Consider the following 24662-nt stretch of genomic DNA (forward strand, 5'->3'; position numbering starts at 1 on the left):
CGAGCGCCACGGGACACCATCGCCCGCCGGGAGCTGTGCACCCGCTTCCCGGACATCGAGCCCGCCGCCTCCCGGGAGTCGCTGAAGGTCAGGCGTACGCCGCCGGTGCCCGCCCTGGTGTCCCTTCCGGTCACGGTCCTGAGCGCATCCCCACCCACGGTCCGCATCACCACTGCTATCCGACAAGAGGTTGTTGAACCATGCCGCGTACCGATCTGCTCCGGCCCCTGCCCGAACTGCTCCGGACCAACGCCGACCGGTCCGGCAACCAGGTCGCGTACGCCGATTCGCGGCGGAGCGTGACCCACGCGGAGCTGGCGGTACGGACGGCGCGGCTCGCCGGCCACCTCACCGACCTCGGCGTGTGGCCGGCGGACCGCGTCGTCGTCCTGCTCGACGGGGTCACGGCGGTGGAGGGCGTCCTCGCCGTCGTCCGGGCCGGCGGCATCGCGGTGCCGCTGGACCCGGCCCTGGACGACGCCGAGCTGGCCCGGCTGGTCGAGGACGCCGGCGCCGACGCGGTCATCACCGACGCGGCCAACGCGGCGCGGGTGTCCGTGTCGGTCCTCGTCGTCGACGGCGGGCACGACGGCGACGGGCACTCGTTCGAGGAGCTGGCGACGACGGATCCGGCGTCGCCGCCCCAGGACGACGCCGGCCTCGACGACCTGGCGTTCCTCACCTGGACGGCGGGAACGACCGGGCGCCGCAAGGGCGTGCTGTCCACGCAGCGCAACGCGCTGTGGCCCGCCGCCGCGGCAAGTTACGTGGCCGGGCTCGGGTGGACGGCGGACGACCGGGTGCTGTGGATGCTGCCCGTGCACGCCTGCTTCGGGCAGCTCCTCGCCGCCACCGCGGCGGGGGCGTCGGTACGCCTCGCCGGCGGCCTCTCCCCCGACGAGCTGCGGGCCACGCTCGCCGCGCAGGGCAGCACCGTGCTGGTGGGTGCCGGCGCGACGCACCGCGCCCTGCTGGAGGCGCCGGGCCCCGACCCGCAGGGGGTACGGATCGCGCTGGCCGTCGGCCCCGTGGACCCGGCGCTGCGCGGGTCCTTCGAGGCCGCGTTCGCCGCGCCGCTGCTCACCGGCTACGTGACCACCGAGACGTCCGGCCTGATCGCGGTGAGCTGGCCGGACGGCGACGCGGAACGACGCTGCCTGCCCCTGCCGGGCCTGAGCGTGCGGGTGGTCGACCCCGCATCGGGCGCCGACCTGGGCCCCGGCCAGGAGGGTGAGGTCTGGGTCAGCGGCCCGAACGTGATGGCCGGCGGCTACCACGACCTCGCCGCCGAGACGGCCGAGGCGCTGCGCGGCGGCTGGTACCGCACCGGCGACCTGGCCCGCCGCGACGACTCCGGGTACCTCACGGTCACCGGCCGGCTGGCCGACGCGGTCGAGGTCGACGGCGAGCGGGTCCGGCTGGACCGGATCGACGCGGTGCTGCGCGCCGCGGCGGGGGTGGCCGACGCGGCAGCCCTCGCCGGGCCCGACGGTCCGGTCGCGTTCGTCGTCGGGTCCGACGTGGACGCCGCCGCCCTGCTCGCGCGGTGCCGCGCGGAACTGCCCGCCGCGGCCGTACCGGTCGAGACGTACCTGGTGCGGGAGATCCCCCGCACCGCCCTCGGCAGCCCCGCCCGGCACCGGCTCCCCGAGCTGCCCGCCCGCCTGATCGGCGTGGCCGCGTCGCTGCCCGACCGGCTGCACGCGCTGCGCTGGGAGCCGGCACCGGAGCCCGCCTCCGGGTCGGACCCCGGTCGGCTCGCCTGGGCGGTCGTGGGCCCGCCCGAGCTGACCGTCGACCTCACCGACGACGAGCTCACCGTCGACACCTACCCCGACCACACCGCGCTGTCCGAGCTGCTGGCGCCGGTGCTCGACGAGGACCACCCGGCGGACTCGCGACTGGTCGTACTGACCCGGGGCGGCCTGCACGGCGACGACGCGGCGGCCCCCGGGCAGGCCGCCGCCTGGGCGCTCGCGCGGGCCCACCAGCTCCGCCGCCCCGGCCGGCTCGTGCTCGTCGACGCCGACCGGGTCGGTGCCGAGGAGCTGCGCACGGCCGTGGCCTGCGGCGAGGACGTGCTGGCCGTACGCGAGGGCGAACTGCTCGTGCCCCGGTACGCGGACGTCCCCGCCCTGCCCGGCGGCGCACCGCTGCGGGGCACGGTCGTGCTCGTCGCCCGGTCGTACGACGCGGCGCTCACCCGCCACCTCGTGGCGGCCCACGACGTACGCGAACTGGTCCTGGTGGGGCCGGACGACGTGCCGGCGGGCGCCCCGGCGGAGCTGGCGGCGTTCGGCGCCGAGGTCTGCGTGCACCCGGACGTGCCGTTCGACCCGGAGACGCTGGCGGCCGTGCTCGGCGACCGGCCGGTCACCACCGTCGCGGCGGTGGACCTCACGGTCACCGAGACGCTGGCGCTGCACACCGCGCCGCTCGGGCGCACCCCGGCCGACCTCGTGCTGCTCACCGACGGTGGCGACATCGCCGCCACCGTCGCCGCCGACGCGCTGGCGCGGCACCGGCGGGCGCTCGGCCTGCCCGGCGTCTCCGTGGCGTGGAGCGCGCCGGGCTTCGCCCGGCCCCCCGCGGCACGACGTGGCGCCCTCCTCGACGCCGCGCTGGCCGCGGGCGAACCCTGCGTCGTCGCCGCGCGCCCCGTGCTGGCCGCCGACGCCGGCACCGACGGCGCCGGCAACGCCCTGGCCGAACGGCTGCTGGCGACCCCGGCGGACGAGCGGCCCGGCCTGCTGCGCGAACTCGTACGGGCCGCGACCGGCGAGGTCCTGGGCGACCAGGCGCCCGCGACGATCGACGGCGAGACGCCGTTCCGCCAGCTCGGCTACGACTCGCTCATCGCCGTGCAGTTGCGCAACCGGCTCTGCGCCGCGACCGGCCTCAGCCTGCCGGCGAGCCTGGTCTTCGACTACCCGACGCCGGACATCCTCGCCGGCCACCTGCTCGACGCCCTGGGGCTGGGCACGGTCGAGGCGGCGCCGGCCACTGTCGGGTCGTACGAGGAGAGCGAGCCGATCGCGATCGTCGGCATGGCCTGCCGCTACCCGGGCGGCATCGCCTCCCCGGAGGACCTGTGGCGGGTGGTCGCGGACGGCACCGACGTCATCGGCGACTTCCCCACCAACCGCGGCTGGGACCTCGCGGCGCTGTTCGCGGGCGACGGGCCGGGCACGTGCAACGCGACCGCCGGCGGCTTCCTGCACGACGCGGACGAGTTCGACGCGGAGTTCTTCGGCATCAGCCCCCGCGAGGCGCTGGCGATGGACCCGCAGCAGCGGGTGTTCCTGGAGACCGCGTGGGAGGCGCTGGAGCACGCCGGCATCCCGCCGACCTCGATGCGCGGCAGCGACACCGCCGTCTTCACGGGCCTGCACGTGCAGAACTACGGCCGGGGCGGGCACAGCGAGGAGGACGGGGTCGACGGCCACCTCATCACCGGCACCGCGAGCAGCGTGGCGTCCGGCCGGGTCGCGTACGCCCTGGGCCTGGAGGGCCAGGCGATGACCGTCGACACCGCCTGCTCGGCGTCGCTGGTCGCCCTGCACCTGGCCGTACGCGCGCTGCGCTCCGGCGAGTGCTCCATGGCCCTGGCGGGCGGCGTGACCGTGATGGCCGGCACGGAGACCTTCACCGAGTTCTCCCGGCAGAACGGCCTCTCCCCCGACGGGCGGTGCAAGGCGTTCTCCGACGACGCCGACGGCACCGGCTGGGGCGAGGGCGTCGGCGTGCTGGTCGTCGAGCGGCTCTCCGACGCCCGCCGCAACGGCCACCGCGTCCTGGCGGTCGTCCGCGGCTCGGCCGTCAACCAGGACGGCGCCTCCAACGGCCTCACCGCCCCCAACGGGCCCTCGCAGCAGCGGGTCATCCGCGCCGCGCTCGCCAACGCGGGCCTCGCACCCGACGAGGTGGACGCGCTGGAGGCGCACGGCACCGGCACGTCGCTGGGCGACCCCATCGAGGCCCAGGCGATCCTCGCCACCTACGGCCAGGGCCGCGAACAGCCGCTCCGGCTCGGCTCGCTCAAGTCCAACATCGGCCACACGCAGGCCGCCGCCGGCGTCGGCGGCGTGATCAAGATGGTCCTCGCCCTGCGCAACGGGCTGCTGCCGCGCACCCTGCACGTCTCGGAGCCGAGCCGCAAGGTGGACTGGTCGACCGGGGCGGTGTCGCTGCTGACCGAGCCGGTCGCGTGGCCCGCCGGCGACCGGCCGCGCCGGGCCGCCGTCTCGTCGTTCGGGATGAGCGGCACGAACGCGCACGTGATCATCGAGGAGCCGCCCGCCGCCGACGCCCCGGCCGCCGACGCCCCGGCCGCCGACGCCCCGGCCGCGCCGCCGGTGCTGCCGTTGCTGCTGTCGGCGCGCTCCGAGCAGGCGGTACGGGAGCAGGCCCGCCGGCTGCACGACCACCTCGCCGACCGGCCCGGGCTGTCGGTCGCCGACGTCGGCCGGTCCCTCGTCACCACCCGGGTCGCCTTCGGCCACCGGGCCGCGGTCACCGGCGCCACCCGGCAGGACCTGCTCGACGGCCTCGCCGCCCTCGCCGCCGGTCAGGGCACCGCCGACGTGCTCACCGGCACCGCCCGCCCCGGCGGGCTGGCGTTCCTGTTCACCGGTACGGGCGCCCAGTACCTCGGCATGGGCACCGAACTCGCCGCCGCGTACCCCGTCTTCGCGAACGCCTTCGACGAGGCCTGCGCCGAGCTGGACCGGCACCTGGACAAGCCGGTACGCGAGATCATCCGCAGCGACGACCTGCACCGGTTCGCGTACACGCAGCCGGCCCTGTTCGCCTTCGAGGTCGCCCTGCACCGGCTCGTCGAGTCGTGGGGCATCCGCCCCGACTTCGTGGCGGGGCACTCCCTCGGCGAGCTCTCCGCCGCGTACGTGGCCGGCGTCTGGTCGCTCGCCGACGCCGCGAAGCTCGTCGCCGCCCGCGCCACCCTCATGGCGGCCCTGCCGCTGGGCGGCGTGATGGTCGCCGTGCAGGCCACCGAGGAGCAGGTCACCCCGTACCTGAGCGGGCAGGTCGGCATCGCCGCCATCAACACCCCCACCGACCTGGTCATCTCCGGCGACGAGGCCGCCACCCTCGCCGCCGCCGAGCAGCTCGCCGCGCTCGGTCACAAGACGAAGCGGCTGCCGATCCCGCTGGGCGCCCACTCCCACCTGATGGATCCGATGCTCGACGACTACCGGGCCGTCGCCGCGTCCATCACCCACCACGAACCCCGCATCGGGCTGATCTCCACTGTCGACGGGCAGCCGCTGCGCTCCACGCCCGAGCACTGGGTCACCCAGGTCCGCCGGGCCGTACGCTTCCACGACGCCGTCGCCGCCCTCACCGCCGACGGCCGCGTCGAGACCTTCCTCGAGATCGGCCCCGACACCGTCCTCGCCACCACCACCGGCGACGCCACCGGCATCGCCACCATGCGCCGGGGGCAGCCCGAGACGCACAGCCTCGCCCGGGCCGTCGGCCACCTCTTCACCGTCGGAACCAGCCCCGACGCCGACGCCTACTTCCCCGGCGCCCGCGAGGTGCCGCTGCCGACGTACCCGTTCCAGCGCAGGTCGTACTGGCTGCGGCCCACCGCCGGGGGCGACGTGGGCACGGCCGGCCTCACCGCGGCGCGCCACCCGCTGCTCGGCGCGGTGCTGGGCGTCGTCGACACCGACCGGCTCGTGCTCACCGGGCGGCTCTCCCTACGTGAGCAGCCGTGGCTGGTCGACCACGCCGTCCTCGACACCGTCCTGCTGCCCGGCACCGCGTTCCTCGAACTGGCCGCGCACGCCGCCGAGCACACCGGCAGCGGCACGATCGAGGAACTCACCCTCCAGGCCCCGCTGACGCTGACCGAGGAGCAGCGGGTCAACCTCCAGGTGTGGGTCGGCCGACCCGACGAGCAGGGCCGCCGCGAGTTCGGCGTGTACTCCCAGCCGGCCGGGCAGCCGCCGGGCGCGGAGTGGACGTGCCACGCCTCGGGCACGCTGGCCGACGCGCCCGCGCCGGCCCCGGTGGTCGACGAGTGGCCGCCACCCGGCGCGGAGCCCGTCGAGGTCGGCGACTTCTACGGCTGGCTGCTGGCGCGCGGATTCTGCTACGGCCCCGCCTTCCAGGGCGTCCAGGAGGTGTGGCGGCGCGGCGACGAGCTGTTCGCCCGGGCCACCCTGCGCACCGAGGACGAGCCGGCCGCCGTGCGCTACGGCGTACACCCGGCGCTGCTCGACGCCGCCATGCACCCGCTCGTGCTGCACCTCGACGGCGGCGGGAACCCGGCCGGCCGGGCCTGGCTGCCCTTCTCCTGGCGGGGAGTGCGGCTGCACCGCCGGGGGGCCTCGGCGCTGCGGGTCCGGCTGACCCCGGCCGGCGAGAACACCCTGCGGGTGAGCACCACCGACGACGACGGCAACCCGGTGCTGAGCGCCGACGCGGTCGCGGTCCGGCCGGTCACGACGGACGGCCTGGCCGGCGCGAGCGGCCCCACCGCTGCGCTGTACCGCACGGACTGGGTGCCCGTGGCCGCCCCGACCGGCACCGGCACGCCCGACGTCGAGGTGTTCCGGGTCGAGGCGGGCGACACCGCCGACGCCGTACGACGGTCCCTCCACGACACGCTGGCGACGCTCCAGCGGGCCGCGGCCGGCACCGCGCGGCTGGCCGTGGTCACCCGCGGCGGCGACCTCGCGGGCGCGGCGGCCTGGGGCATGGTCCGCTCCGCCCAGACCGAGCACCCGGACCGCTTCGTCCTCGTCGAGACCGACGGCACCGACAAGTCGGAGCGCGCCCTCGCCGCAGCCCTCGCCACCGGGGAGCCGCAGCTCGCCGTCCGCGACGGGGCGCTGACCGTGCCGCGGCTCGCCCGGCACGCCGCCGCCACCCCGGACGGCGCGCTGTTCGACCCGACGGGGGCCGTGCTGATCACCGGTGGCACCGGCACGCTCGGCGCCGCGCTCGCCCGCCACCTGGTCACCCGGCACGGCGCGGAGCACCTGGTCCTCGCCTCCCGCCGGGGCCTGGACGCGCCGGGCGCCGCCGCGTTGGCCGAGGAGCTGACCGCCCTCGGCGCCACCACGGTCGACGTCGTCGCGTGCGACACCGCCGACCGCGAGGCGCTGTCGGCGCTGCTCGACGGGCTCGCCCGGCCGCTGGTGGGCGTGGTGCACACCGCGGGCGTGCTCGACGACGGCATCCTGGAGTCGCTCACGCCCGAGCGCCTCGACGCCGTCCTGCGACCCAAGCTCGACGCCGCGCTCAACCTGCACGAGCTGGCCGGCGACGTCGACCTGTTCGTGCTCTACTCCTCCGTCGCGAGCGTCATCGGCACCGCGGGGCAGGCGAACTACGCGGCGGCGAACGCGTTCCTCGACGCCCTGGCCGCACAACGCCGGGCCGAGGGCCGGGCCGCCACCTCGCTGTCCTGGGGCCTGTGGGCCGAGCAGAGCGCGTTGACCAGCCAGCTCGGCGAGGCCGACCTGGCCCGCATCGCGCGCGGCGGTCTCCTCCCGCACAGCGTCGAGGAAGGGCTCGCGCTGTTCGACGCCGCGTGCCGCTCGGACCTCGCGCACCTGGTGCCCGTCACCATCGACGTCGCCGCGGTACGCGCCGCCACGAACGCCGCGCCACCGCTGCACGGCCTGGCCAGGGTGCCGCGCAGGCGGCAGGCCGCGACCCGGCCGGGCGCCACCGCGCTGGCCCGCGAGCTGGCCGGGCGCAGCGAGGAGGAGCAGCGCGGGCTGCTGCTCGACATCGTGCGTACGCAGGTCGCGACCGTGCTCGCCCAGCCGGACGCGGACGCCGTCTCCGTGGCCGAACCGTTCCGCCAGCTCGGCTTCGACTCGCTGATGGCCGTCGAGCTGCGCAACCGGCTCAACACCGCGACGGGGCTGCGCCTGCCCGCGACGCTGACCTTCGACTACCCCACCCCGGAGGCCCTCGTCGAGTACCTGCGGGGCGAGCTGGGCGACCGGGAGGACGAACCGCGCCCCGTCGTGGCGGCGGTCGCCGCCCGCCCCACCGACGAGCCCATCGCGATCGTCGGCATGGCCTGCCGCTACCCCGGCGGCGTCGGCTCACCCGACGAGCTGTGGCAGCTGCTGCGCGACGGCCGCGAGGGCATCAGCGGCTTCCCGACCGACCGCGGCTGGTCGCTGGACACGCTGTTCGACCCCGACCCGGACACCCCCGGCACCAGCTACGTCGACCGGGGCGGGTTCCTGCTCGACGCGGCCGGGTTCGACGCGGAGTTCTTCGGCATCAGCCCCCGCGAGGCGCTGGCGATGGACCCGCAGCAGCGGATCTTCCTGGAGACCTGCTCGGCGGCGCTGGAGAACGCCGGCCTCCGGCCGGACGCGCTGCGCGGCTCACCCACCGGCGTGTTCACCGGCCTCATGACGCACGACTACGCCGCCGGGGCGAGCGCCGTACCCGACGGTGTCGAGGGGTTCCTGGGCACCGGAACCGCGGGCAGCGTCGCCTCGGGCCGGGTGGCGTACACGTTCGGGCTGGAGGGGCCGGCGGTCACCGTCGACACCGCCTGCTCGTCGTCGCTGGTCGCGCTGCACCTCGCCGTGCAGGCGCTGCGCTCCGGCGAGTGCTCCCTCGCGCTGACCGGCGGCGTGACAGTCATGTCCACGCCCAGCCTGTACGTCGAGTTCTCCAAGCAGCGGGGTCTCGCCCGCGACGGCCGGTGCAAGTCGTTCGCCGCCGCCGCGGACGGCACGGGCTGGGCGGAGGGCGTCGGCGTGCTGGTGGTCGAGCGGCTCTCCGACGCCCGCCGCAACGGCCACCGCGTCCTGGCCCTCGTACGCGGCTCGGCCGTCAACCAGGACGGCGCCTCCAACGGCCTCACCGCCCCCAACGGGCCCTCGCAGCAGCGGGTCATCCGGTCGGCGCTGGCCAACGCCGGGCTGTCGGCCGACCAGGTGGACGCCATCGAGGCGCACGGCACCGGCACGTCCCTGGGCGACCCGATCGAGGCCCAGGCGATCCTCGCCACCTACGGCCAGGACCGCGAACGCCCGCTCTGGTTGGGCTCGCTCAAGTCCAACATCGGCCACGCCCAGGCCGCCGCCGGCGTCGGCGGGGTCATCAAGATGGTCCTCGCCCTGCGGCACGGGCTGCTGCCACGCACCCTGCACGTCGACGAGCCGTCGCCGAAGATCGACTGGTCGGCGGGCTCGGTCGCGCTGCTGACCGAGCCGGCCGAGTGGCAGCGCAACGGCCACCCGCGCCGCGCCGGGGTGTCCTCGTTCGGCGTCAGCGGCACGAACGCGCACGTGATCATCGAGGAGCCCCCCGCCGAGGCCGACAGCGCCGACGCCGGCACGCCGCCGCAGGCCCTGCCGTGGCTGCTGTCCGCCCGCTCGGAGCAGGCCCTGCGGGAGCAGGCCCGCCGCCTGCACGACCACCTCGCGGCCCGCCCCGAACTGCCGGACGCCGACGTCGCGCGCTCCCTGGCCGCCCGGGTCCGGTTCACGCAGCGGGCCGCCGTCGTCGGCACCGACCGGCGGGAACTCCTCGACGGCCTCGCCGCGCTGGCCGCCGGCCAGGAGGCCGCCAACCTGGTCACCGGCACCCCCGGGGCCGGCAGGTTGGCGTTCCTGTTCACGGGGCAGGGCGCGCAGCGGCTGGGCATGGGCGCCGAACTCGCCGCCGCGTACCCCGTCTTCGCCGCCGCGTTCGACGAGGTCTGCGCCGCCCTCGACGCGCACCTCGACCAACCGCTGCGCAAGGTCATCGACACCGACGAGGTGCACCAGACCGGCTACACCCAACCCGCCCTGTTCGCCTTCGAGGTCGCCCTCTACCGGCTCCTCGAATCCTGGGGCATCCGCCCCGACCACCTCGCCGGGCACTCCATCGGCGAACTCGCCGCCGCCCACGTCGCCGGCGTGTGGGACCTCGCCGACGCCGCGAGGCTCGTCGCCGCCCGCGCCACGCTCATGCAGGCCCTCCCCACCGGAGGCGCCATGGTCGCCGTGCAGGCCACCGAGGAACAGGTGGCCCCGTACCTCTCCGACTCCGTCGGCGTCGCCGCCGTCAACACCGGCACCGACCTCGTCCTCTCCGGCGACGAGGCCGCCACCCTCGCGGCCGCCGGGGCACTCGCCGCACAGGGCCACCGGACGAAGCGGCTCACCGTCTCCCACGCCTTCCACTCCCACCTGATGGACCCCGTCCTCGACGACTACCGCGCCGTCGCCGACTCCATCACCCACCGGGAGCCCACCGTTCCCGTCATCTCCACCGTCGACGGCCGACCGCTGCGCTCCACCCCCGACCACTGGGTGGCCCAACTGCGCCACACCGTCCGCTTCCACGCGGCCGTCGAGGCCCTCGCCGACACGCACCACGTCGGCACCTTCCTCGAGATCGGCCCCGACACCGTCCTGGCCACGGCCGCCGCCACCGGCGACGCCACCACCATCGCCACCACCCGCCGGGGACAGCCCGAGACCGCGACCCTCGGCAGGGCCGTCGGGCGACTCTTCACCGCCGGCGCCGGCCCCGACGCCGGCGCGTACCGGGCGGGCGCCCGCGAGGTGGAGCTGCCGACGTACCCGTTCCAGCACCAGCGCTACTGGCTGATCCCCGACGAGGGGCCGGCGGACGCCACCGGGCTCGGGCTCGGGGCGGCGGACCATCCGCTGCTCGGCGCGGTGCTGGCGCTCGCCGACTCCCAGCGGAGCGTGCTCACCGGCCGGCTCTCCCTGCGCGAACAGCCCTGGCTCGCCGACCACGCCGTCCTGGGCACGGTCCTGCTGCCGGGTGCCGCGTTCGTCGAACTCGCGCGGCGGGCCGCCGAGCACGTCGACCTCGACCGCATCGAGGAGCTGACCCTGCACGCGCCGCTGGTGCTGCCGGCCGACGGCGCGGTACGGGTGCAGGTGGAGGTCGGGGAACCCGACGAGGCCGGACGCCGGCCGCTGCGGGTGCACTCCCGGCGCGAGGACGCGGCCGATGGCGAGCCGTGGACGCAGCACGCGAGCGGCCTGCTCGACGCCGCCGGGGAGCCCGAGGCCGGCTGGGCCGGTGAGTGGCCGCCCGCCGACGCCGCGCCGGCCCCGGTCGAGGAGCTGTACGACCGCATCGCCGACCTCGGCGTCGACTACGGCCCCGCGTTCCGGGGACTGGTGGCGGCCTGGCGGCGCGGCGACGAACTGCTCGCGGAGGTCGCGCTCCCCGCCGACGCGCCGGCGGGCCGCTTCGGACTGCATCCGGCACTGCTGGACGCGGCCCTGCACCCGATCTCCCTGGCCACCGGGGCCGACGGTCCGCTGCGCCTGCCGTTCAGCTGGCACGGCGTGCGGGTGCTGACCACCGGGGCGACGGCCCTGCGGGTGCGGATCACGCCCACCGCCGGCGACGCGTACGCCCTGGCGCTCGCCGACGGCGCCGGCATGCCGGTGGCCACGGTCGAGTCCCTGGTCGCGCGCCCGGTGACGATCGAGCAGCTGCGCTCCACCGCCGGTCCGGACGGGCTGCACCGGTTGGAGTGGCAGCCCGTCCCCACGCCCGTGGCCCCCGCCGGCGCCTTCGACATGTTCCAGGTCGGGACCGGCACGGACGCCGAGGCGGTACGGGCCGCCGTGCACGACGCGCTCGCGGCGGTCCAGGAGTGGCTGCCCGGCGACCGCTCCCCGCTGGTGTTCGTGTCCCGGGGTGCGACCGACGGCACGAACCCGGCGGGCGCGGCGGTCTGGGGCCTGGTCCGCTCGGCGCAGACCGAGCATCCCGATCGTTTCGTCCTCGTCGACACCGACGACCCGGCTCTCGTCGGCGCGGCCGTCGCGACCGGGGAACCACAGGTGGCCGTCCGCGACGGGGTGCCGACCGTGCCGCGGCTCGCGACGTTCGCGGCCGGCTCGGACCGCCGCCTGTTCGACCCGGCGGGCACCGTGCTCGTCACCGGCGGCACCGGAGCCCTGGGCGCGGAACTGGCCCGCCACCTGGTCACCGCGCACGGTGCACGGCACCTCGTGCTGACGTCCCGCCGTGGCGCGGCCGCGCCGGGCGCTGCGGAGCTGACGGCCGAGCTGGAGTCGCTGGGCGCCAGGATCACGGTCGCCGCCTGCGACGCCGCCGACCGGACCGCGCTTACGGAACTCCTGGCGTCCCTGCCCGGCCTGGTCGGCGTCGTGCACGCCGCGGGCGTGCTGGACGACGGCACGGTCGAGTCGCTCACGCCGGAACGGGTGGACGCGGTGCTGCGGGCGAAGGTCGACGCGGCGCTGAACCTGCACGAGCTGGCCGGCGACGTCGAGATGTTCGTGCTGTTCTCCTCGGCGACCGGGGTGCTGGGCACGGCCGGCCAGGCGAACTACGCGGCGGCGAACGCCTTCCTGGACGCGCTCGCCGCGCGGCGTCGGGCGTCCGGCCGCACGGCGACCTCGCTGGCCTGGGGCCTGTGGCGCAGCGGTGGCGCGATGACCGGTGGGCTCACCGAGGCCGACCTCGCCCGCATCGGGCGCACCGGCGTGCGGGCGCACACCGTCGAGGAGGGGCTCGCGCTGTTCGACGCGGCCTGCCGGACCGACGAGCCGTGCCTGGTCCCGATCAGGTTGGACGTGGGTGTCCTGCGCACGAGCACGTCCGCGCCGGCACCGCTGCGCTCCTTCACCCGCCCCCGGCGTGCCTCCTCGGCCGGCAGCGCGGCGTCGCTGTCCAGCCGGCTGGCCGGCCTCGCCGAGCCGGAGCAGCGCGAGGTGCTGCTGACCCTGGTACGCACGAACGTGGCCGCCGTGCTGGCCCACGACTCGGTGGAGACCATCGCGGCGGACCAGGCGTTCAAGCAGCTGGGCTTCGACTCGCTGACGGCGGTGGAGCTGCGCAACCGGCTCAACCAGGCCACCGGCCTGCGGATGCCGGCGACGTTGACGTTCGACCACCCCACGCCCGCGGCGCTCGTCGAGCACCTGATCGGGGAGCTGGGCGGCAACCAGGCGCAGCTCAACCTGCGCACCCTCGTCGACAGCATCGCCAGGGTCGAGGCGACGCTGGAGCTGGTGGACGCGACGCAGACGGCGGAGACGGACATCGCCGCGGCCCTGCAACGGCTGCTGACCAGGTGGCGCGACAAGTCCAGCCCGGCCGAGGCCACGGACCTCGCCTCGGTCACGGCGGACGACCTGTTCGACATCCTGGACAGCGAGCTCGACAACGCCTGACCCCGGGCGAGCCACGACCGCCCTCCACCCCGACGCACGACGGGGTGGAGGGCTGGTTCGTTACGGAGGGCTGGTCCGTTCGCGGGACGCACGGGACGCCCGCCGAGGCCGCATCCGCCCGGACATGAACGGCCACCCCGTCCGGACCGGAAAAAGCCCACCGGCCCCGGGCGTAACCGGGGCCGATGGGCTGATTTGGTACGTGGATGACCACCACCGGGCACAAGCCGGCGTCACCGGCCGTCCGGCCCCCAGCGGCCGGCCTACGTCAGCTCACGATCGAGTACTTCTGCCAACCCGTCGCGAGCACCTCGGGCGCGGAGAACGTGGCCGAGGTGCGTTCCGCGTCGAACTTGCCGTTGTGCAGGTGCACGACGAGCGTGCCGTCGGCGCGTACGGCCAGCAGGTCCGGGCGGCCGTCGAGGTCGATGTCGGTCACCGTGATGTGCGCGAACTCCTGCCAGCCCTTGCCGAGCGTGAACCACTGGCCCTCGCCGCGCCACCAGGGGCCCTCGCCGGAGGTGTCGTGCGCGAACTCGTACAGGTCGAGGTCGCCGTTGGCGCGGCGGACCAGCAGGTCGGGCCGGCCGGTGCCGGTGACGTCGGCCATCGCCAGCGGGAAGTCCTCGACGTCGATCGTCACCAGGCGGTGCGCGGTGCGGTCGTACGTCTCGTTCTGGGTGACCTGGCGCTTGTTGAAGAACGCGTCGACGTGGCCTGCGTCCTGCTCGCGGCCGAACATGTCGTCGCAGCCGTCCAGGTCCACGTCGGCGATCCCGAGGGTCTCCCACTTCTTGTCGTCGCGGGCGCCGGAGATGCGGATCGGCTCGCCGAGGGTGTCGAGACCGTTCAGCCCACCCATGTTCGGATAGAGGAAGATCCCGTGGGTCTCGTTCATGTGTTTCATGCTGACGCCGATGACGTCGGCGTAGCCGTTGCCGTTGACGTCGATCGGACGGACCATTCCGTGGTGGCGGTACGGGTGGAAGCCGGTGCTGATCAGCACGGGCTCGTCGTATGTCTCGCTACCCCGGAAGCTGCCGCTGTGCGGGAAGACCAGCAGTTCACCCGTGTCGTCGTCACGGGCCATGATGTCCAGCCTTCCGTTCCCGTTGAACGAACGGCAGTGACCATTCCCGCCCATGCGTGCCACGAACTACCTCCCGTACGCCCCGAAACACGACAGTCCGATCATTACGAACAGGGGCTGGGGGTGGTAACCCCTACCGGCACCCCTCACCACCCGCAAGACGGCGATCGACATACGAGATAGACATACGACAAAGCCGTCTACGCCCATCGACGCCCATCATGCCCCTGTCGCCGATCACGGGCATTAGGGGCTCTTCACGATCCAGGGTGCAGTCGTGGCCCGAAGCCGCCGGTCGTGGGCCGATCGGCCACGGGGCATTAGCGGCCGATGTCATCCAGTTCGGTCAGGTCCTCATGCGAGAGAGCGAGTCCCGCGCCGGCGATGTTCTCGCGCAGGTGCGCTGCCGATGACGTGCCGGGGATGAGCAGGATGTTCGGTGATCGCTGCAGCAGCCAGGCGAGCGCGACGGACATCTGTGTCGCCTCCCGTCGAGCGGCGACCGCCGAGAGAGCCGAGGACTGAAGCGGGGTAAAGCCCCCGAGGGGGAAGAAGGGCACGTACGCGATGCCTTCGGTGGCGAGCCGGTCGATGAGCTTGTCGTCGTGGCGGTGGGCGAGGTTGTACATGTTCTGCACGCACACGATCGGCGCGATGCTCTGCGCCTCGGTGACCTGCTCCTCGGTGGCGTTGCTGACCCCGAGGTGGCGGACCAGGCCCTGCTGCTGGAGTTCCACGAGCGTGGCGAACGCGTCGGCGAGCGAGCCGGGCCGGGGACCTTCGGCGTTGCCGAGCCGGAGGTTGACCAGGTCGAGTACGTCGAGCCGGAGGGACGTGAGGTTGTCGTGGACCTGGCGGCGCAGATCTTCGGGTCGCCGGGCCGTGGGCCAGCCACCCTGTTCGTCGCGGGTCGCGCCCACCTTGGTCACGATGTGCAGCGACTCGGGATAGGGGTGCAGTGCCTCGCGGATCAACTCGTTGGTGACGCGCGGCCCGTAGGCGTCGCTGGTGTCGATGTGGGTGATACCGAGGTCGACCGCTTCACGCAGAACGGCCAGGGCACCCTCGCGATCGGTGGGCGGCCCCATGACCCACGGGCCGGCCAGTTGCATGGCGCCGTAGCCGAACCGTGTGACGGTCAGGTCACCCAGAGTCCAGGTGCCGCCGGGAAGAGAGAAGGAGGGTGTGCTCATCCTGTCGCCTTTCGTGCGAACGTGGGGTGGCGCCTGCCGCCTCCCTGCATCAGCATTGGAGAGAAACTTCCTGTTGGGAAGTAGGCACTTTGGAGTGCGTAACCCACCCATCGGTAAGAGGTGCGATCAGTGACGATGATGAAGGCGGCCCAGAAGAGGGCGCAGGCCAAGGTGGAGTACAACGCGTTCCTGGCAGGGTGCCCCAGCCGGCAGCTGCTCGACCGAATCTCGGACAAGTGGGTCGTCCTGATCCTGTGCGCGCTGGGCGGCGACAACGACCCTGGCCAGCCCGGTGCAGCACACGCAGACGCTCCGAAGGCGATGCGTTACTCCGAGATCTCTCGTCTTCTGGCCGGGGTCAGCCAGAAGATGCTGACCCAGACGCTACGGTCGCTGGAGCACGATGGCCTGCTCACCCGTACCGTGACGCCAACCGTCCCCGTCTCCGTCTCCTACGAGCTGACCGACCTCGGCCTCTCGCTTCATCACACGACGCGCGGGCTCAGAAGGTGGGCGCAGACACACATGGCCGAGGTCCTCGCAAACCGCGAGAACCACGACTCTCGCACCTCCTGACGACTCACCTCCAACCGTCCAACAGCTAGATGTTCGGGCGCACAGGCAGGGCCAACCGGAGCACGCGCGGGGGCCCGGCCGGACGAGCCGGCCGGGCCCCGAGGGTTGGTTCCGGGTCAGCCGCCGAGGCTCGCCGCCGCCGAGGCGATCGCCGGGGCGAAGGTGCTCACCTGGGTGTAGACGCCGGGGTAGGAGGGCCGAGCGCAGCCGTTGCCCCAGCTCACGATGCCGACCTGGATCCAGGCGTTGCTCGCGTCGCGCCGGAACATCGGGCCGCCCGAGTCCCCCTGGCAGGTGTCGATGCCGCCGCTGGCGTAGCCGGCGCAGATCTCCTCGTTCGCGATGATCTGGCCGCCATAGTAGGAGTTGCAGGTCGCGTCGCTGACGAACGGCACGCTGGCCTTGCGCAGGTAGCGCTGCTGCGCGCCGCCCTCGCGGGTGGCGCCCCAGCCGGCGACCGTGAAGGTGCCGTTGTCGTACGCGGTGCTGGTGGCGATCTTCAGCGTCGGGAGCGTGGTGACCGGCGTCGCCAGCCGGATCAGGGCCCAGTCCTTGCCGTTGCCGTTGTAGCCGGGGGCCCGGTAGACGTAGTTCGAGCGCACCTGGATCCGGCTCGACGACTGGAGGTCCACGACGCCGAGGGTGGCGGTGATGCTGGTGTTCGTACCGGTCCTACCGACGCAGTGCGCGGCCGTCAGCACCAGGCGCGGGCTGTAGAGGGAGCCGCCGCAGCCCATGGAGAGCCGGACCATGAAGGGGAACTCGCCCTGCGCGGCCAGCGTTCCGCCCACGACGTACGGGGTCACCTCGGGCCCGGGCTTGGCGGAGGCCGGAACGGCCAGGACGAACGAGCCGGCGGTGACCGCCACCAACGCGGCGGCCAACCGGCCGACGAGTGTGCGCCAACGGACCATGGGAGCCTCCCGAACCCTCGCGGCGGGCCGAGGCGGCGCGCCGGAAACCGATGGCGGGAGCCTATGGATATCTATCGATGCATGGCAATGCCCCGACACATCCCGCGTCGGTCATACCGCAGCCGACCAGGATGCGGCGTGCCGGACGCGCATCGCCCGTTTTGCGCCGGGACCGCCCGGGTACGGCCTGAGGCATGGACACGAACAAGAAGGCACACCTCGTTGGCGGACCCCGGGACGGCAGCACCATCGACACGGGCGGCGACGCCCTGCTCGAGGTGGAGATCGACGGCATGATGCACCGCTACGTCCGGACCACGAAGCAGCACGGCGAGGACGGCACGGTCTACAACTACGACGGAATGGTGGCGCCGGACGGCGGGGAGCCCGGCGTCGAGGACCCGGCGGCCCGGGTGGCCTCCCCGAAGGCCGACGCGGAGGGCCACGGCGGGAAGCACTGAGCTGCGGATCAGCTCCGGCCGGGCGCGGATGAACCGCGGCCGGCCGGGTAAGCAGCCGGCGACCTGGTGGAACGACCGGAGGTCGCGAGACGCCGCGACCGGGCGCGCGGGCGGGCGGCGCAGGCCGGCCCGCCCGGGCGTACGGTCAGTTGTTGCTGATCCAGTTCCAGGCCGACACGACCCACTCGGTCTGCTGGAGGTAGGCGATCCCGAGACCGGCCAGGAAGACCGCCGTCACCAGGTGCGCCCCGCGCGCGCTGCGCCGCACCCGACCCAGCTGCCGCTCCAGCACCACCCGGCCGAGCAGCCGAGCCAACGCGAAGAGGCCGACGGCCACCAGCAGGCTCAGCAGGAAGATCAGGAACGGGCCGCCCAGGTTCCCGCCGCCCGAGATGGCCCAGATCCCCCAGCAGACGAAGGCGAAGAGCGCGCCGGCCGCACTCCACTCGCCGCCACGCTTCAACTGCTCGACGTGCCAGCTCAGCGGCCGGCGCGGGGCCGGCGCGTCCGGCCACCCGGTGCCCGTCGGCTCGTGCTCGACGACGGGGAACGGCTCGGTGCGCGTCGTACGGGACTGCCCGACCGAGGCCACCCCCCGCTGGTACGCGTCGCGCTGCGGCGGCACCCCGGCACCGGGCTGCGGCGGCACCTCGACGGTCCGCTCGGCCCACGGCTGCGTCTGGTCGACCATCTCGTCCCTCCCCTGGACCGACGGCAACCACCGGCCGCCGTCCGTTCCGAGGGTAGCCAGCCCGCAAACCGGTCGCCGAGCCCGCACCCTGGCGCGGGCCCTGATCCGCTGGCCACGGCGGCGCCGGCTGACCCGGCGTGCACCGACGACCAGGTCGTCGTGACCGAGGTCACCGACCACTCCGCGCGCCACGCGCGCCGAATCCGCGAACCGACACGGACCCGCGAACCGGCACCGGACCCGCGAGCCGACGCCCCCCGAGCCAGCGCCGGACCCGCACGCCGGCACCGAACCCGCGAGCAGGGGACAGACCCGCGAGCCGCGCCGGACGCGCGAGCCAGCGCCGATCGGGCCGGGGCGGTACGGTCGGCTGATGGGTGACACGGAGCGACGCCGACGCCGGGTACGGCACCCGAGCGGTGACGCGGGCGCGACCGGGGGGCCCAACGCGACGACCGCCGGGGTGCACGACGGCCCCGAGCCGCCGCGTGCCCGCCGGGGCGGCCCGGGTGACGAGGGCGACCGCGGCCTGCGTGGTCTCGTCGGCCCCGGCTCCTCCCAGGTGAGCGTGACCGCCGCGATGCGGGCCCGCGACGCCTCCCGCCCCACGGACGAGGACCTGGCCGCGGCCGAGGAACGCGTGGTGATCATCCGCCGCAACTGGACGCCCCGCGAGGACCTCCCCCGCCGCTGACCCCCGACCCTGGCGGTCAGGCGGTCAGGGGCCAGGCGGTCAGGGGCCAGGCGGTCAGGGCAGCGTGGGGAGCTGGCGGGTGCTCTCGTAGTCGGCCACCTGGGCGATCCGGCGGGCGTGCCGCTCGTTGCCCGAGAACGGGGTCGTCAGGAACGCCTCGACGATGGCGGTGGCCTCGTCCAGCGTGTGCTGGCGGGCGCCGACCGCGACGATGTTCGCGTCGTTGTGCTCGCGGGCCAGCTGGGCGGTGTCGATGCTCCAGGCGAGGGCCGCCCGGACGCCGGCCACCTTGTTCGCGGCGATCTGCTCGCCGTTGCCCGAGCCGCCGATGACCACCCCGAGGCTGCCCTCGTCAGCCACCACCCGGTCACCGGTATGCAGGCAGAAGGCCGGGTAGTCGTCGTCCGGGTCGAAGGCGTGCGGGCCGACGTCGACCACGTCGTGCCCCTCCTTGGTCAGGTGGTTGACCAGGTGCACCTTCAACTCGAAACCGGCGTGGTCGGATCCCAGGTAGACGCGCATACCGCGCAGTCTGTCAGGCGCGCCTCCGGGACGACGCGCGGGCGGCGTCCCGGAGGCGGATTCGTCACAGGCGTCAGCGGGACAGCTCGGCGACCACCAGGCCGCCGCGGGCCTTCGGGGTGAACCAGGTGCTCTTGCGCGGCATCTTCTCCCGCGCCAGGTTGACCGCGACGAAGTCGTCCACCGTCACCGGGGCGACCAGCACCGCCAGCTCGGCCCGGCCCGCGTCGACCTCGCCGGTCAGCCAGCTCGCCGGGTAGTCGCCGCCGACGTAGGTGATCCGCTTGTCGCCCGGGTCGAGCCCGAGCGCGTCGCGCAGCAGCAGCCGCTCGACCAGGGCGTGGTCCAGGTTCTCCAGCCGGTTCTCGCCGACGTGCGGCAGGGTGACCGCGTACCCCCGGCCGGCGAGGCGGAGGTGCACGGTGCCGCCGGCCGCCGGGACCTCGACCGGGCCGTCGATCGGGCTGATCTCCGCGCCGGCGGCGCGGAGCCGGCCGAGCAGGTCGTCGGCGGTGGTGGTCAGCTCGCTCACCAGCCGGTTGTAGGGCTGGATCGCCACCGACGCCGGGGTCGTGATGACCGACAGGAAGCGCGGCAGCCCGCCGGTCTGCGCGGCCAGGCTGCGGTGGTTGCCGTCGGCCACGACCAGCTCGCCGCCGCCCGCCAGGGCGGTCAGCTCGTCCTGGCGCGGGCCCGGTCCGAGCAGCCAGATGGCGTGGGTGCGCCCGGCCTGGTCGGTGTCGGTCGCCGCCGGCGCGCCGGCCGCGTCGGTCGCCGCCGCGAGGGCGGCGTGCAGCTCGTCGCCGCGCCCGGTCTGGAGCAGGAGTACGGGCGACAGCAGGTGCCCCAGGGCCTCGGCGAGCGCCACCCGCTCCCGCACCTTCGCGATGAAGACGTCCTCGTTGCGGATGACCAGCCCGGGCTCGTCGGCGCGGGTGGAGATCTGGTCGGTGTCCACCATGGCGAAGAGCCCGTACGCGTTCTCCTCCCCCGGCGCGCTGATCCGGTAGAGGACCACGACCTGCTCGGCCGGCGTGTAGCTGCCGTCGGCCTTGGCCTCGGCGAGCCGGGTCACCGCGTCCGGCAGGGCGTCGAGGAAGGACCTGCCCAGGCTATCCGGCGCCCGGTGCGGCATCTCGATGCCGAGGGCACTGTGCGGGTTCGCCTCGATGATCGCGGTGATCTCCGCGTCGTCGGCGAACTCGTCGTAGTTCTGCGCGCCGGTGCCGCCAGTGGTGATCCAGGCCCGGGCGATCGGATGCACGACCGTCATGTGCGGAGACGCTACCGGCGGCGCGGGTCCCGCCGGCGCGGGACCCGCGCGGGGTCCACCAGATGAAAGAGCTAGCGGGGCGGAGCGCCGGATTCAGGCGGTGCGGTCGGACTGTCCCGCAGCCCGGCGGTGCCGGCCGCCCGGCGTGGGGCCGCCCGCCGGTCGCCGGCCCGGCACGCCCGGCCCCGCGGGCACGATCCGCCGGGTTCCGCCCGGCGCGGCCGGTACCGGCCGGTGCTCGGTCGGCGGGGTGAGCCGGGAGGTGGCCGGCACGCGGGCGACGCCGACCACGATCGGCGGGGCGAGCAGGTCCACCATGTGGGCGGGAAGGTCGGGACGGACCGCCGGCCAGCGGGAGTCGTCGACCGACCAGTACGCCGTGTCCGGGCGCTCGGTCACCCCCTCCCGGGTCGACGGGTCGTCACCGGGCACACGGTGCTTGGCCATCGGAACTGCCTCCACGAGCTGCGGGTGCGGCCCTGCGGGTCGCTGCGGCGGACACCCGGGCCAACGATCCCGCCGCCGCCCCGGTGACGCCCCCGCCCTCCCCCGGGCCCCGCGTCACCACCGCCGACCAGGGGGTTCACGACGCGAACCCCCTGATCGGTCCGGGAGGTGCCCACGGTGGGGCCGGACGGAGGAGCGGGTCAGTCGAAGATGGGGTCCTGGTCGCGGGAGCGCTTCAGCTCGTAGAAGCCGGGGGTGCCGGCGACCAGCAGGACGCCGTCCCAGAGCCGGCCGGCGGCCTCCCCCTTCGGCGCCGGGGTGACCACCGGGCCGAAGAAGGCGACCGTGCCGCCGTCAGGGCCGGGCGCGTGGATCACCGGGGTGCCGACGTCGGTGCCGACCGGACGCATGCCGGCCTCGTGGCTGGCCCGCAGCGCCTCGTCGTGGGCGGTGCCCTCGGCGACGTCGGCCAGCGCCGGGTCGAGCCCGACGTCGGTCAGCGCGGCGACCAACAGCTCCCGCGTCAGCTTCTCCTGACCGAGGTGGATCCGGGTGCCGAGCGCGGTGTAGAGCTTCCGGACGGCGTCCTGGCCGTACCGCTGCTCGACGGCGATGCAGACCCGCACCGGGCCCCAGCCGGTCCGCATCAGCTCCTGGTACTGCTCCGGCAGGTCCCGGCCCTCGTTGAGCACCGAGAGGCTCATCACACGGAACCGGACGTCCACGTCCCGGACCTGTTCCACCTCCAGCAGCCAACGGGAGGTGATCCACGCCCACGGGCAGAGGGGGTCGAAGAACATGTCTACGGCGGCACGCTCGCTCACGGCTGGTCCCTTCGAAACGGGGTGCGCCGGCCTCCCGGCGCCTCCTGCGATCTTCACCCCAGCGGGTATCGACCGACAGCGGAATGAGAGCGTGACCTCGCCCACCACAGGGTGTTCGTGCATGGAAGACTCGAATCCGGCCGTCACGAGCGGTCGATGACGGCGCCACCAAGGCGTGCGGCGAAACGGGATGGAGACGAAAAGTGCCGGGAGTGCGCAACCTGACGCAGGTCGAGGCCACCGAGCGGGCCCGCCTGCTCGACGTGACCGGATACGACATCAGTCTGGACCTCTCGTCCGCCGTACGGGCGGCGGCCGAGGCTCGCACCTTCCGTTCGAGGACCGAGGTGCGGTTCCGGTGCGCGGAGCCCGGCGCGAGCACCTTCATCGAGCTGGCCGCCGACTCGGTGCGGTCCGCGACGCTGAACGGGACCCCGGTGGACCTGGGCGACTGGTCGGCCGAGAAGGGCCTGACCCTGTCGGGACTGGACAGCGAGAACACGCTCGTCGTCGAGGCGGACTTCGCGTACTCGAACAGCGGACAGGGCCTGCACCGCACCGTCGACCCGGTCGACGGCGAGACCTACCTCTACAGCCAGTTCGAGACGGCCGACGCCCAGCGGGTCTTCGCCTGCTTCGACCAGCCCGACCTGAAGAGCGTCTACACCTGGCACGCCACCGTCCCGGACCACTGGAAGGTGGTCTCGAACATGCCGGTGGAGCGGGAGGAGGCGGCGGGCGAGGGGCTGAAGACGGTCCACCTCACCACCTCGGTGCGGATGAGCACCTACATCACCGCCCTCTGCGCCGGGCCGTACCACGAGGTGCGGGACAGCCACGACGGCATCGACCTGGGCGCGTTCTGCCGGGCCTCGATGGCGCCGCACCTCGACTCGGACGACCTCTTCCTGGTCACCAAGCAGGGCTTCGACTTCTTCCACGAGCAGTTCGGCGTGCGCTACCCGCTGCCCAAGTACGACCAGCTGTGGGTGCCCGACTTCAACGCCGGCGCCATGGAGAACTTCGGCTGCGTCACGCACGCCGAGTCGCACTACCTCTTCCGCTCGCAGGTGACCGACTACGAGTACGAGCAGCGGGCCAACACGATCCTGCACGAGCTGGCGCACATGTGGTTCGGTGACCTGGTCACCATGCGCTGGTGGAACGACCTGTGGCTCAACGAGTCGTTCGCCGAGTGGGCCAGCCACTGGTGCAACACCCACGCCACCCGCTTCACCGAGGCCTGGACGACGTTCCTGTCCATCCGCAAGAACTGGGGCTACCGGCAGGACCAGCTCTCCTCCACCCACCCGGTCTACTGCGAGATGCCGGACCTGGAGGCGGTCGAGGTCAACTTCGACGGCATCACCTACGCCAAGGGCGCGAGCGTGCTCAAGCAGCTCGTCGCGTACGTCGGTGAGGAGCCGTTCCTGGCCGGCCTGCGGGCCTACTTCGCCAAGCACGCCTGGGGCAACGCCACCTTCGACGACCTGCTCTCCGAGCTGGAGACGGCCTCCGGCCGGGAGCTGCGCAAGTTCGCCGCCCAGTGGCTGGAGACGGCGCAGGTCAACACGCTGCGGCCGGAGCTGACGATCGGCGCGGACGGCACCTACGAGCAGGTGGTCGTGCTCCAGGAGGCGCCCACCGCGCACCCGACGCTGCGTACCCACCGGATCGGGGTGGGCCTCTACGACCTGGCCGACGGCCGGCTGGTCCGCCGCGAGCGGCACGAGATCGACGTCGCCGGCGAGCGGACCGAGCTGACCGCGCTGCGCGGCGTGCCCGCCGCCGACGTGCTGCTGCTCAACGACGACGACCTCACCTACACCAAGCTGCGCCTCGACGAGCGGTCGATGGCCACCGTGGTGCAGCACATCGCCGGCTTCGAGTCGTCGCTGGCCCGCGCGCTGTGCTGGACCGCCGCCTGGGACATGACCCGCGACGCCGAGTTGGCCGCCCGCGACTACGTGGCGCTGGTGCTGGCGGGGCTGCCCGCCGAGACCGACATCAACCTGGTCAACGCCGCCCTGCGCCAGGCCAAGACGGCGCTGACGTTCTACGCCGACCCGGCCTGGGCGCCGACCGGCTGGGCGGAGCTGGCCCGCACCGCGCGGACGACGCTGGCGGCGGCGGAACCGGGCAGCGGCTTCCAGCTGACCTGGGCCCGCGCGTACGCCACGGCGGCCCGCTCGGCCGAGGACCTGGCCACCCTGCGGGGCTGGCTGGCCGGCACCGACGTGCCGGCGGGCCTGTCCATCGACACCGAGCTGCGCTGGGCCGTGCTGGGGGCGCTGGTCGCCAACGGCGCAGCCGGTCCCGCCGAGATCGAGGCCGAGCTGGCCGGGGACCGCACGGCCAGTGGCGAGCGCGAGGCCGCGTACGCGCACGCGCTGGTGCCGACGGCGGAGAACAAGGCCGCCGTGTGGGCCGAGCTGACCGGCCCGGAGTCGCTGCCGAACTGGCGCAACCGGGCGCTGTTGCAGGGCCTCATCCACCCGGCGCAGGTCGAGCTGACGGTGCCCTACCGCGACGCGTACTTCGCCACGGTGGACCAGGTCTGGGGCAGCCGGGACAGCGAGCCGGCGCAGGAGTTCGCGCAGCTCGCGTACCCGGCGTACCTGGTGGACGACGAGACCGTGGCGGCCACCGACGCGTGGCTGGCCGGCGACGGCCACTCGGCCCCGCTGCGCCGGCTGGTGGGCGAGGGCCGCGACGGCGTCGTCCGCGCCCTGCGGGCCCGCGAGCGGGACGCCCGCAGCGCCTGACGTACGCCCGACACGGTGAAGCCCG

General features: G+C 74.3%; 13 protein-coding genes. 5 read left to right on the plus strand and 8 right to left on the minus strand.

All coding sequences use genetic code 11. The features are described 5' to 3' along the window. Positions 1 to 200 precede the first annotated feature (200 nt). Complete coding sequence (locus ACN27A_RS14305) at positions 201 to 13187, plus strand: SDR family NAD(P)-dependent oxidoreductase (RefSeq protein ID WP_421453457.1); 12987 nt, start codon at positions 201 to 203, stop codon at positions 13185 to 13187. A gap of 268 nt (positions 13188 to 13455) precedes the next feature. On the opposite strand, the gene ACN27A_RS14310 is transcribed toward ACN27A_RS14305, so the two are convergent. Together ACN27A_RS14310 and ACN27A_RS14315 are read right to left on the minus strand one after the other, a co-directional pair. Further along, positions 13456 to 14331 carry an FG-GAP repeat domain-containing protein gene (locus ACN27A_RS14310; protein ID WP_421458463.1) on the minus strand — a complete coding sequence of 292 codons (876 nt, stop codon included), beginning with the start codon at positions 14329 to 14331 and terminating at the stop codon, positions 13456 to 13458. Positions 14332 to 14597: 266 nt separating this feature from the next. Next, positions 14598 to 15470, minus strand: coding sequence for an aldo/keto reductase family oxidoreductase (locus ACN27A_RS14315; protein ID WP_421453459.1), 873 nt, complete (start codon positions 15468 to 15470; stop codon positions 14598 to 14600). Positions 15471 to 15605: 135 nt separating this feature from the next. Between ACN27A_RS14315 and ACN27A_RS14320 the strand changes: the two genes are divergently transcribed. After that, the gene (locus ACN27A_RS14320; RefSeq protein WP_421458465.1) at positions 15606 to 16046 is read left to right on the plus strand and encodes a winged helix-turn-helix transcriptional regulator; all 441 of its coding nucleotides are present in this window, start codon (positions 15606 to 15608) and stop codon (positions 16044 to 16046) included. Between the two features lie 116 nt (positions 16047 to 16162). On the opposite strand, the gene ACN27A_RS14325 is transcribed toward ACN27A_RS14320, so the two are convergent. Then, positions 16163 to 16960 (minus strand): S1 family peptidase, encoded by a 798-nt coding sequence (locus tag ACN27A_RS14325; protein ID WP_421453462.1) that lies wholly within the window; start codon positions 16958 to 16960, stop codon positions 16163 to 16165. 194 nt (positions 16961 to 17154) lie between these two features. Here ACN27A_RS14325 and ACN27A_RS14330 point away from each other — a divergent pair, with 194 nt between their 5' ends. Continuing rightward, complete coding sequence (locus ACN27A_RS14330) at positions 17155 to 17421, plus strand: hypothetical protein (RefSeq protein WP_421453465.1); 267 nt, start codon at positions 17155 to 17157, stop codon at positions 17419 to 17421. 145 nt (positions 17422 to 17566) lie between these two features. Here ACN27A_RS14330 and ACN27A_RS14335 read toward each other — a convergent pair whose 3' ends face one another. Then, positions 17567 to 18112, minus strand: a complete 546-nt coding sequence (locus ACN27A_RS14335) for a hypothetical protein (protein ID WP_151457190.1) — start codon at positions 18110 to 18112, stop codon at positions 17567 to 17569. A 373-nt stretch (positions 18113 to 18485) separates the two neighbouring features. Here ACN27A_RS14335 and ACN27A_RS14340 point away from each other — a divergent pair, with 373 nt between their 5' ends. Next, a complete protein-coding gene (locus tag ACN27A_RS14340; RefSeq protein WP_393172066.1) occupies positions 18486 to 18806 on the plus strand; it encodes a hypothetical protein in 321 nt (106 codons plus the stop codon). Positions 18807 to 18860: 54 nt separating this feature from the next. Here ACN27A_RS14340 and ACN27A_RS14345 read toward each other — a convergent pair whose 3' ends face one another. The 4 genes from ACN27A_RS14345 to ACN27A_RS14360 form a co-directional block, all read right to left on the minus strand. After that, positions 18861 to 19328, minus strand: coding sequence for a ribose-5-phosphate isomerase (locus ACN27A_RS14345; RefSeq protein WP_151457188.1), 468 nt, complete (start codon positions 19326 to 19328; stop codon positions 18861 to 18863). Between the two features lie 73 nt (positions 19329 to 19401). Beyond that, a complete protein-coding gene (locus ACN27A_RS14350; protein ID WP_421453469.1) occupies positions 19402 to 20601 on the minus strand; it encodes a DUF1015 family protein in 1200 nt (399 codons plus the stop codon). A gap of 93 nt (positions 20602 to 20694) precedes the next feature. Then, entirely contained in the window at positions 20695 to 21048 is a 354-nt protein-coding gene (locus tag ACN27A_RS14355) for a hypothetical protein (RefSeq protein WP_421453471.1), read from the minus strand. 200 nt (positions 21049 to 21248) lie between these two features. Further along, positions 21249 to 21872, minus strand: coding sequence for a disulfide bond formation protein DsbA (locus ACN27A_RS14360; protein ID WP_421453474.1), 624 nt, complete (start codon positions 21870 to 21872; stop codon positions 21249 to 21251). A gap of 212 nt (positions 21873 to 22084) precedes the next feature. Here ACN27A_RS14360 and pepN point away from each other — a divergent pair, with 212 nt between their 5' ends. Beyond that, positions 22085 to 24637, plus strand: a complete 2553-nt coding sequence (gene pepN, locus ACN27A_RS14365; RefSeq protein ID WP_421453476.1) for an aminopeptidase N — start codon at positions 22085 to 22087, stop codon at positions 24635 to 24637. Positions 24638 to 24662 lie beyond the last annotated feature (25 nt).

The organism is Micromonospora sp. WMMD737, assembly GCF_049179055.1.
In the GTDB taxonomy this organism is placed as follows: domain Bacteria; phylum Actinomycetota; class Actinomycetes; order Mycobacteriales; family Micromonosporaceae; genus Micromonospora; species Micromonospora reichwaldensis.